The sequence below is a fragment of the Pseudomonas sp. A25(2017) genome (assembly GCF_002001065.1).
In the GTDB taxonomy this organism is placed as follows: Bacteria; Pseudomonadota; Gammaproteobacteria; order Pseudomonadales; family Pseudomonadaceae; genus Aquipseudomonas; species Aquipseudomonas kilonensis.
In genome coordinates this window covers 1-9,218 of record NZ_MUOA01000120.1, presented here as the reverse complement: position 1 = coordinate 9,218, position 9,218 = coordinate 1, and the positions used below count along the sequence as shown (strand labels likewise).

The 9,218-nt window shown below is 63.0% G+C and carries 11 protein-coding genes; 3 read left to right on the top strand and 8 right to left on the bottom strand.

The features are described from left to right. Window positions 1-228 precede the first annotated feature (228 nt). Window positions 229-1,113 carry a sugar nucleotide-binding protein gene (locus B0E42_RS27285; protein ID WP_077508505.1) on the top strand — a complete coding sequence of 295 codons (885 nt, stop codon included), beginning with the start codon at window positions 229-231 and terminating at the stop codon, window positions 1,111-1,113. Beyond that, complete coding sequence (locus B0E42_RS27280; RefSeq protein WP_077508503.1) at window positions 1,106-2,035, top strand: NAD-dependent epimerase/dehydratase family protein; 930 nt, start codon at window positions 1,106-1,108, stop codon at window positions 2,033-2,035. Before B0E42_RS27285 ends, B0E42_RS27280 begins: the two co-directional genes overlap by 8 nt. Window positions 2,036-2,313: 278 nt before the next feature. Here B0E42_RS27280 and B0E42_RS27275 read toward each other — a convergent pair whose 3' ends face one another. From B0E42_RS27275 to B0E42_RS27255, 5 genes are all read right to left on the bottom strand, one after another. Next, complete coding sequence (locus B0E42_RS27275; RefSeq protein WP_018613095.1) at window positions 2,314-3,012, bottom strand: OmpW family protein; 699 nt, start codon at window positions 3,010-3,012, stop codon at window positions 2,314-2,316. A 258-nt stretch (window positions 3,013-3,270) separates the two neighbouring features. Next, window positions 3,271-3,789 (bottom strand): DUF3299 domain-containing protein, encoded by a 519-nt coding sequence (locus B0E42_RS27270; RefSeq protein WP_077508501.1) that lies wholly within the window; start codon window positions 3,787-3,789, stop codon window positions 3,271-3,273. A gap of 11 nt (window positions 3,790-3,800) precedes the next feature. After that, window positions 3,801-5,066 carry an ABC transporter permease gene (locus B0E42_RS27265; protein WP_077508499.1) on the bottom strand — a complete coding sequence of 422 codons (1,266 nt, stop codon included), beginning with the start codon at window positions 5,064-5,066 and terminating at the stop codon, window positions 3,801-3,803. A gap of 1 nt (window position 5,067) precedes the next feature. Continuing rightward, window positions 5,068-5,778: an ABC transporter ATP-binding protein gene (locus B0E42_RS27260; protein WP_053187667.1), complete on the bottom strand. Its 711-nt coding sequence runs from the start codon at window positions 5,776-5,778 to the stop codon at window positions 5,068-5,070. Between the two features lie 160 nt (window positions 5,779-5,938). Then, window positions 5,939-6,526: a DUF2796 domain-containing protein gene (locus B0E42_RS27255; protein WP_077508497.1), complete on the bottom strand. Its 588-nt coding sequence runs from the start codon at window positions 6,524-6,526 to the stop codon at window positions 5,939-5,941. Between the two features lie 120 nt (window positions 6,527-6,646). On the opposite strand from B0E42_RS27255, the gene B0E42_RS27250 reads away from it, so the two are divergent. After that, window positions 6,647-6,997, top strand: a complete 351-nt coding sequence (locus tag B0E42_RS27250) for a hypothetical protein (protein WP_077508495.1) — start codon at window positions 6,647-6,649, stop codon at window positions 6,995-6,997. 117 nt (window positions 6,998-7,114) lie between these two features. On the opposite strand, the gene trxA is transcribed toward B0E42_RS27250, so the two are convergent. The 3 genes from trxA to B0E42_RS27235 all read right to left on the bottom strand — a co-directional run. Next, a complete protein-coding gene (trxA, locus tag B0E42_RS27245; RefSeq protein WP_024617594.1) occupies window positions 7,115-7,987 on the bottom strand; it encodes a thioredoxin in 873 nt (290 codons plus the stop codon). Between the two features lie 192 nt (window positions 7,988-8,179). Beyond that, window positions 8,180-8,836, bottom strand: a complete 657-nt coding sequence (locus B0E42_RS27240; protein ID WP_077508493.1) for a methyltransferase — start codon at window positions 8,834-8,836, stop codon at window positions 8,180-8,182. Next, on the bottom strand, window positions 8,833-9,218 hold a 386-nt coding region (locus tag B0E42_RS27235), incomplete at its 5' end, for a YbaY family lipoprotein (RefSeq protein ID WP_077508491.1). The genes B0E42_RS27235 and B0E42_RS27240, both read right to left, overlap by 4 nt.

The window sequence follows — 9,218 nt, the reverse complement described above, 5'->3', positions numbered from 1 at the left end:
CGTCTGTTCCGGCCCCTTCGCGAGCAAGCCCGCTCCCACAGGGGAATGCATTCCAAATGTGGGAGCGGGCTTGCTCGCGAAGGGGCCCCTAAAGAACAGTACAAATCGAGGATCTGCACATTGCGGATGACGGTTGCGCACTAAACCCGCAAAATGCAACGATTCCGACAACGCCCGCGGGCGTTATCGACCAAATTCTTGTGCCAATAGACTGGGCCTGCTGACTTTATGCGAATGCGCCTTATGTTACTGGGCGGCGGAAATGCCCTTGGGCAGGCGCTGATTCGCCTCGGTGCAGAAGAAGACATCGGTTTTCTTGCCCCCCGCCCGCCCGAAGACGGTTGGGATGCCGCGAGCCTGACGCAACTGCTCGACGACACCCGCCCGGACGCCTTGATCAACCTGGCGTACTACTTCGACTGGTTCCAGGCCGAGGCCGTCAGCGAGCAGCGCCTGGCCAGCCAGGAGCGCGCTGTCGAGCGCCTGGCCGGGCTGTGCCAGCATCACAACATCGTCTTGCTGCAACCGTCGAGCTATCGCGTGTTCGACGGTTCCCGCGCCACGGCCTACAGCGAGAAGGACGAACCCGTGCCCCTGGGCGTGCGTGGCCAGGCGCTGTGGCGGATCGAACAAAGCGTGCGCGCCACCTGTCCGCAACACGTGTTGCTGCGGTTTGGCTGGCTGCTGGACGACAGCGCCGATGGCATCCTCGGGCGTTTCCTGGCCCGGGCCGAACAGCCCGACGAGCTGTTGCTGGCCGACGACCGCCGCGGTAATCCGACGCCGGTGGACGATGCCGCGCGCGTGATCATCTCGGTGCTCAAGCAACTCGATTGCGCGGCGCCGCTGTGGGGCACCTATCATTACGCCGGCCACGAGGCGACTACGCCGCTGGCGTTGGGCCAGGCGATCCTCACCGAAGCCCGCGCCCTGCATCCGCTGGCCATCGAGTCGCCCACCCCCCAGGCCCACGCCGCACGGCCGGACGCCGCGGAAGAACCGCAGCACGCGGTGCTGGCCTGCAAGAAAATTCTACACACTTTCGGGATCAAGCCCCGCGCCTGGCGCGCGGCACTCCCGGGCTTACTGGATAGGTTTTATCGCCATGGCTGAAGGCCCTGTTTTAATTACCGGCGGCGCGGGTTTCATTGGTTCGCACCTGACCGACGCCTTGCTCGCCAAGGGACATTCGGTGCGCATCCTCGATGACCTGTCCACCGGCAAGCGCAGCAATCTGCCGCTGGACAACCCGGCGCTCGAACTGATCGAAGGCGACGTCGCCGATGCCGCCCTGGTGGCCCGGGCCATGGCCGGTTGCAGCGCCGTGGCGCACCTGGCGGCGGTGGCCTCGGTGCAAGCTTCGGTGGACGACCCCGTACGCACCCACCAGAGCAATTTCATCGGCACCCTGAATGTCTGCGAAGCCATGCGCCAGAGCGGTGTGAAACGGGTGCTGTTCGCCTCCAGCGCAGCGGTCTACGGCAACAACGGCGAAGGCGAGTCCATCGACGAAGAAACCCCGAAGGCCCCACTCACGCCGTATGCCTCGGACAAGCTGGCCAGCGAGTTCTACTTCGACTTCTATCGCCGCCAGCACGACCTGGAACCGGTGGTGTTCCGCTTCTTCAACATCTATGGCCCGCGCCAGGATCCATCCTCGCCGTATTCCGGGGTCATCAGCATTTTCAGCGAACGGGTGCAGAAAGGCCTGCCGATCACCGTGTTCGGCGACGGCGAGCAGACTCGGGATTTTGTCTACGTCGAAGATTTGGTGGATTTGCTGGTGCAGGCCATCGAAAAGCCTGAGGTGGAAGTGGGCGCGGTGAACGTCGGCTGGAACCAGGCCACGACCCTCAAACAGATGCTCCAGGCCCTGGCCGCCGTGGTGGGCGATCTGCCGCCGATCAGCTACGGCCCGGCGCGCTCCGGCGACATCCGCCATTCCCGGGCTGACAACCATCGGCTGTTGCAGCGCTTCAGCTTTCCACCGCAAACCCCGATGAGCGTGGGGTTGGCGCGGTTGTTGGGGCGCTGATTTTCAGCCTCGACAAAAAAAGGCGCCTTTCGGGGCGCCTTTTTTGTCACGGCCTACAACATTGTGGCGAGGGGATTTAGCGAAACGTCGCACCGCCCCGTTGGGCTCTGTAGGAGCTGCCGAAGGCTGCGATCTTTTGATCTTTCGCTCGCGACTCAATTGTCTGGGACAAGATCGCAGCCTCGCTTCACTCGACAGCTCCTACGGTCAGCGGGGCGGTGCGACGTTTCGCTAAATCCCCTCGCCACAGGGTGTTGTCATCTTGCAATTGCGCAGGCTTAGAACTTGTAGCCCAACCCCACCATGTAGATCCATGGGTCCACATCGACATTCACTTTGGCCCGGGTGCCGCTGGCCACGGCGTTGTTGTCCACATACGCGGTGGTGTCGATGTCGATGTAGCGGATCTGGCCGTTGATCATAATGTTGTCGGTCAACATGTAGTCAGCGCCCACTTGCCACGCCATGCCCCAACTGTTGCTCGCGCGGAAATTGCTGAAGCCGTTGGCGCTGGCTTCGCTGCCGACGTGTTCGTCGTAGATCCAGGTGTAGTTGATGCCGGCGCCGACATAAGGCTGGAACGTCGACTTGGCGTCGAGCGGGTAGTAGACCAGGCTCAGGGTCGGCGGCAGGTGCTTGAGGGTGCCGAGCTTGTTGTTGGCCGCGCCCAGGGCGGTGCCTTTGATTTTCACGTCGTGCTCGAACGGCGAGGCCGCCAGCAGTTCGATCCCCAGGTTGTTGGTGATCATGTAGGCGAAGTTCAAGCCCAGCTGCGTGTCGCTGCTCATGGTCGCCTTGCCGCCCAGGTCGGCGCCGGCCAGCGGGCCACGGTCGACCTTGACGCTGGAGCTGTCGGCATCCGGGTTGACGGTGATAGCACCGGCGCGAACGATGATGTCGCCGGCTGTGTGGGCTTGGGCGAGTGGGGCAGCGAGCGCGAGGGCAACGAGGGAAGCGCTGAGCAAGGACTTGTTCATGAGGGCTCCAAAGGGCATCGAAATTTGATGTCCCATGGTACGAAACCGTCTGCTCCGGTCTTTTGACACAGCTCAATGAGTCTGGGGGTGTTTAATTGACTCAGCTCAATGAAATGATGATGAGTCAATTTTGAGGGCCCTTTCGCGAGCAAGCCCGCTCCCACAGTTTGACCGCATTCCTTCTGAAGAAACTCGGTCTAATGTGGGAGCGGGCTTGCTCGCGAAAGCTATCTAACAGGCAACAAATAATAGCCAGGTTCACTCCGGCAGCTCATACACATAAATCTTCTCGGCCTCCATCTGATACCCGGCATCGGCCAGTTCACTGGTGGACGGCTTGACCTGCATCGGCCCTTCGACCCAGTACGGTTGGTACAACTCGTCGAGCTTGACCCCGACTTCACTTTTCACATGCACGATCTGGTTCGATGGCGGTGGCGGTACGTGGATGCAGGCGCCGAAATACGGCACCAGCAAGAAGTCCGTGGTGCGGCCTTCCTCGCTGACTTCCAGCGGCACGATGTAGCCCGGCAGGCGAATCTGCTGACCGTCGAGGGTCTTGACCACCGGGGCGTTGGGCAAATCCTGCTTGGCCGCTGGCGCGGACTCGGCGGCCAGGGAATCGCTCATCTTCGACAGGTCGTGCAGCGGCGTCATGTTCGGCACTTCTGGCGGCGCGTCCGGCGGGATCATTTCCGACCAGGCCAGGTCCCTCGGCTCGGCCGCCCATAGCGGCAGGGCGACCATCATCAACAGCGCAAGCAGGGCGCGGGGCATCTTCAAGGTCCTCATAGACGGATCGACAGGCCGTCGGCCAACGATTGGCGATAGGCGCGCCAGGCCGGCACGCTGCCCATCAGCAGGGCGGCAACCAGAATGCCAGCCAGCAGCGTCCATTCATATTCGCTCGGCCAGCCCAGCGGCAGGTACAAGCCGTAGGCCGACTGCACGTAACCCTGGGCGGCGGTGATGCCGATGTACAGTAACGCCAGCCCGGCGGTGACCCCGGCCAGCGCCAGGGCGAAGGCTTCGAGCACCAGCAGCGTTGCGATGTGCCACGGCCGCGCGCCCACCGAACGCAGGATCGCCATTTCCCGGCGGCGTTCGTTGAGGCTGGTGAGGATCGCCGTGAGCATGCCGATCAATCCGGTCAGGACCACGAACAGCGAGATCACGAACAAGGCTTTTTCCGCCGTGCCCATCAGGCTCCACAGTTCCTGCAACGCCACGCCGGGCAGGATCGCCAGCAGCGGTTCGCCACGGAACTCGTTGATCTCGCGCTGCAAGGCAAAGGTTGAAATCTTGCTGTTGAGGCCGAGCATGAAGGCGGTAATTGCTTGGGGCGTGAGGTCCATGTTGCGGGCCTGGTCAGCGCTGATGCGCCCATTGCCCTGGGCCGGTACACCGTTCTTCCAGTCGATGTGGATCGCCTCCATGCCGCCGAGGCTGATGTGCAGTGTGCGGTCCACCGGGGTGCCGGTGCGCTTGAGAATCCCGACCACGGTGAAGGGCTTGTCGTCATGCTTGACCAGGCTGACCACTGCCACACCGTGGGCCAGCACCAGCTTGTCGCCGAGCTTGTAGTGCAGCGCCTCGGCCACTTCGGCACCGAGCACCACTTCGAACGGATCGGTTGCGAAAGCCCGGCCGTCTGCCAGTTCCAGATGCTGCTGGCGGCCGTACTGGTAATGCTCGAAGTAGGCCTCGGTGGTGCCCATCACCCGATAACCACGGTGGGAATCGCCGAGGGACATGGGGATCGCCCACTTCACTTTCGGGTTGCTGGCGAAGCGTTCGAAGCTGTCCCAGCGGATGTTGTTGGTAGCGTTGCCGATGCGAAACACCGAGTACAGCAGCAGGTTCACAGAACCTGAGCGGGCGCCGACGATCAGGTCGGTGCCGCTGATGGTGCTGGCGAAACTGGCCCGCGCCTCGGTACGCACCCGCTCCACTGCCAGCAACAAACAAACAGAAAGGGCGATGGCAAACGCGGTGAGGATCGCGGTGAAGCGGCGGTTCGCCAGGCTGGCCATGGCTAGACGGAACAAATACATCTCAGACCTCGAGTGGCGTGGCGGCGCGATTGAGATCGGCCAGCGACAGGTTGCGGTCGAACAGCGGCGCCAGGCTCTGGTCGTGGCTGACGAACAACAGGCTCGACCCGGCTTCGCGGCATTCGGCGAACAACAGCCGCAGGAAATTTTCCCGGGCGTCGTAGTCCAGGGCCGAAGTCGGTTCGTCGGCGATCACCAGTTCCGGTTGGCCGATCAGCGCCCGGGCGGCGGCGACCCGTTGTTGCTGGCCGATGGACAACGAGTCGGCGCGCCGTTCCAGCAGGTTCGGGTCGGTCAAGCCCAGGTGGGCCAGCAGGGTGGCGGCGGCTTGATCGACGCTGCCGTGGCGCTGAATGGCCCGTTGCGCGCGCAGCTTGGAAAAGTGACAGGGCAGTTCGACGTTCTCGCGCACCGAGAGAAACGGCAGCAGGTTGAATTGCTGGAAGATGTAGCCGGTGTGGTCCACACGAAAGCGGTCGCGACTGCCGGCGCCCAGTTCGGTGAGTTCCTGGCCGAGCAGGCGGATGCTGCCGCGATCCGGTGTCTGCACACCGCCGAGCAGCCCCAGCAAGGTGGTCTTGCCACTGCCGCTCGGGCCCTTGAGAAACAGCGTCTCACCGGCCTCCAGGCGAAACGCCGGGATATCCAGCAACGGCGGATGCCCGGGCCAACTGAAGCCCAGGTCGGAGAGTTCGATGAGTGCTTGGGTCATGTTTGCCGCTTCAAATAGTGGAACCTGTGGAACACCTGTGGGAGCTGAGCTTGCTCGCGATGAGGTCATTACATTCAACTTGGATGTTGACTGTCGGACCGCTATCGCGAGCAAGCTTTGCTCCCACCAGGCTTGCTCCCACATTGGGTGTTGCGGTGGATCAGAATTTCAGGGCTGGCGCTTTTGCCGTCACTTCCACACCTTGCTGGCCGCTCGGGCTGATCAGTTGTACCTGAATTTTCTGGGTGGCCGGGAAGGTTTTGAACAGGGTCGCCAGGTCCAGGTTCTTCAGTGCACCCGGGGCGGCGCAGGTGAACTGGTAATGGGCATTGATCTCACTGTGCTCGCCGTGGTGCTCTTCGCCATCTGCGTCTTCGTCATGGTCGTGATCGTGGTCCGGCTCATCGCCAAACAACGGGCTTTCCAGTTCCTGCTGGGCCACGGTGCACTTGGCGGCGGCCGGCAGGTTGAACAACGCCAGTGGCTTGTCCAACTGCGCGCGTACGGCGGCGACCTTGGCCTTGTCGGCGTCGCTGGTGGCGGCGTGTTCGAAGCCCACCAGGTTCATCGCCGGGCTTTCCAGTTCCAGCTCCAGGGTCTGGCCGTCCAGGGCCGCGTTCAATCGGCCGACGCCGTGTTCATGGGCGCTGAGGCTGCCATGCTCGTGGTCATGATCATGCTCGACCGCCGCGTGAGCGACAGCCAATGGCAGCAGGGCGAACGGCAAAGCGAGAAGCAGACGACGCATGACGAGTCTCCGAAAAGGTTATGTAATCTTATAACGAAAGTGCGGAGAGTTTGACCGTCTGCTTGGCGTCGCGCAAGGGCCATGGGAGCATGCGTACATGAAATATTCAGGAGCACGGTGATGTTGCGGATACGCGGAACCGTCGGCGATTGGCCGGTGGACTTGTCGATCGAAATGGATGAGGGCGACTGGGCGCAGCTCGGCGCGCAGTTGCAAGTGGCCAAGTCCGAGAGCGCAGTGGCGCCTGCGGCCAAACCAGTGAGTCAGGACGATGCCCAGTGGCAGATCGCCAAGGAACTGCTGCGCAAGGCCGGGCAGTTGAGCGGCCCGGACCTGCTGGAACAGCTCGAAGGCTTGACCGGCAGCGCCTCGGCGGGCAAGCGCCTGTTGGTGCGCTTGCGCCATAGCCCGGATGTAAAAGTGATCAGCGGCGGCGACACACCGCTCTACAGCTGGCACGAAAACGCGTAGGAGCGTGTAGGAGCTGACGAGCGAAGCGAGGCTGCGATCTTTTGATCTTTCGCTTGAGATTCAAGCGTCTGGGTAAAGATCGCAGCCTCGCTTCGCTCGGCAGCTCCTACAGAGGAATCAATACAACGCGGCGAACAGCTTGCGACGATAAGTCGTCACCAGCGGATGATCGTTGCCCAGCAGTTCGAACACCTGAAGCAAGGTCTTGTGGGGCAGGCCTTCGCTGTAGCTGCGGTTACGCATGAACAGCTTGAGCAGTGCATCGAGGGCCGCTTCGTACTGCTGGCGCGCCAGTTGCTGGATCGCCAGTTGGTACAGCGCTTCATCGTCCTGCGGGTCTTTCGCCAGGCGCGCCTTGAGGTCGGCGGCGTCCGGCAGGTGCTTGGCCAGGCCGAGGAACTGGATCTGCGCCTTGGCGCCGGCGAGGGCGGCCTTGTGTTCGTCGCTTTTCACCGCATTGAGCACGGTCTGCGCTTCGTCCAGTTCGCCGCGTTCGGTCAGGCAGCGGGCGTATAGGATCAGCGCCTTGGCGTTGGTGTTGTCCTCACCCAGCAACACCGTGAGCACGGCTTCGGCGTCGGCGAAACGACCGTCGTCGAACAGCGCCTGAGCCTGTTCGAACGGATCGGCCGCGGCCGGCGGCGGCATCTGCACATGGGGTTCGAGCAGGGTTCGCACGGCCGATTCCGGCTGAGCACCGGCAAAACCGTCGACGGGTTGGCCGTCCTTGAACAACACCACCGTTGGCAGGCTGCGAATGCCGAAGCGGGCGACAATGTCCTGCTCGATGTCGCAGTTGACCTTGGCCAGCAGCAGTTCGCCTTGATAGCTCTCGGCAATGGTTTGCAGCATCGGCATCAGGGCTTTGCACGGCGCACACCACTCGGCCCAGAAATCCACCAGTACCGGTTTGTGGAAAGAGTTCGCGATCACCGACTGGTCGAAATCGGCGGTGGTGGCGTCGAAGATGTAGGGCGTTTCCTGAGTCATGGGCAATCTCGTAGAGCGCTTGAATGGGGCAACTATACGGCTTGGTGGGGGTGGCTGAAAGCCGGGGCTTGCGGCGCCTGATAGGCCGCTATCGCGAGCAGGCTCGCTCCCACATTGGATTCGCGGTGTACACGAATTTTGTATCCACAGGAGATCGACTGTGGGAGCGGGCTTGCTCGCGAAGCTTTTATCCTAGCCGCGCCGCGCGTGGTACAGGCTCACATGCCGAAACTCTTCAGGCTCGGCCAGGTCCGGCAAGGTCATGGCCTGGAGCATGTCGATGCGTCGGTACAGTGGATGCTGGAAATCCCGCACCCGGGAGTCGGCCACCAACGCCTCACGGCCACGGCTGAGGAATTGATCGAGCAGCGGCAGGTTGGCCCGGTCATAGAGCACATCGGCGACCAGAATCAGGTCGAAACGATCAGCCTCGGCGAAGAAATTCGTCGAATAACCCAGCTCCACGCCATTGAGCGCGGCATTGGCCTGGCACGCGGCAATCGCCAGTGGGTCGAGGTCGCAGGCCACCACTTCCAGCGCCCCGGCCTTGACCGCCGCGATGCCGGCGACACCCGAGCCGGCGCCGAAATCCAGCACCCGCTTGCCCTCGACCCACTGCGGCTGTTCGGCCAGGTGGCGGGCCATCGCCAGGCCGCTGGCCCAACAGAAGCTCCAGTAGGGCGGCTCGTGGAGAATGCGCCGGGTTTCTTCCGGGCTGAAGGCGCGGTCCATGTTGTCGCCGTCGATCAGCCACAACGTCAAGTCGGTGCCGGGTAGCGGACAAGCGACCAGGCGCGCGTCTCCAAGCAACTCGCTCAATGCCCGTTGCAGGTCCTGCGGTGCACTCATGGCGCTTTGACGAATTGCAGGGCGCCCAGTGCCTGGGTGGTCGGTTGGCTGATGCGTTGCTCCGGCAGGTGCAGGATCAACTGGCCGGACTGGCTGGCGCGGCCACGCAGCTCGACGCGGGCGCCGACCGGGAAGGCATCGGGGTTGAAACGCAGGCGGAAGGGCAGGGCCTGGTTGGTGCCGATCAGGCTGGAGCTGGCGAGCAATTGCTGTGGGCGGTCCTTGTCATCGATCACCAACAGCGCCAGTTCCACTTCGGCGCCGGCCGGCACGCCCTGCAAGGTGCCACTCAACTCGCGCTGATGCGCTGGCAGCGGCCCCAGCTCGGCCGCCTGGCGGGCTTTTTCCTGGGCCTGTTTCGGCGCGGGGGCCGGGGCGGGAG

Coding starts and splice junctions, on each gene's coding strand:
- B0E42_RS27285 (WP_077508505.1), top strand. CDS start 229: ATGCGAATGCGCCTTATGTTACTGGGCGGCGGAAATGCCCTTGGGCAG.
- B0E42_RS27280 (WP_077508503.1), top strand. CDS start 1,106: ATGGCTGAAGGCCCTGTTTTAATTACCGGCGGCGCGGGTTTCATTGGT.
- B0E42_RS27275 (WP_018613095.1), bottom strand. CDS start 3,012: ATGAACAAGTCCTTGCTCAGCGCTTCCCTCGTTGCCCTCGCGCTCGCT.
- B0E42_RS27270 (WP_077508501.1), bottom strand. CDS start 3,789: ATGCCCCGCGCCCTGCTTGCGCTGTTGATGATGGTCGCCCTGCCGCTA.
- B0E42_RS27265 (WP_077508499.1), bottom strand. CDS start 5,066: ATGTATTTGTTCCGTCTAGCCATGGCCAGCCTGGCGAACCGCCGCTTC.
- B0E42_RS27260 (WP_053187667.1), bottom strand. CDS start 5,778: ATGACCCAAGCACTCATCGAACTCTCCGACCTGGGCTTCAGTTGGCCC.
- B0E42_RS27255 (WP_077508497.1), bottom strand. CDS start 6,526: ATGCGTCGTCTGCTTCTCGCTTTGCCGTTCGCCCTGCTGCCATTGGCT.
- B0E42_RS27250 (WP_077508495.1), top strand. CDS start 6,647: ATGTTGCGGATACGCGGAACCGTCGGCGATTGGCCGGTGGACTTGTCG.
- trxA (WP_024617594.1), bottom strand. CDS start 7,987: ATGACTCAGGAAACGCCCTACATCTTCGACGCCACCACCGCCGATTTC.
- B0E42_RS27240 (WP_077508493.1), bottom strand. CDS start 8,836: ATGAGTGCACCGCAGGACCTGCAACGGGCATTGAGCGAGTTGCTTGGA.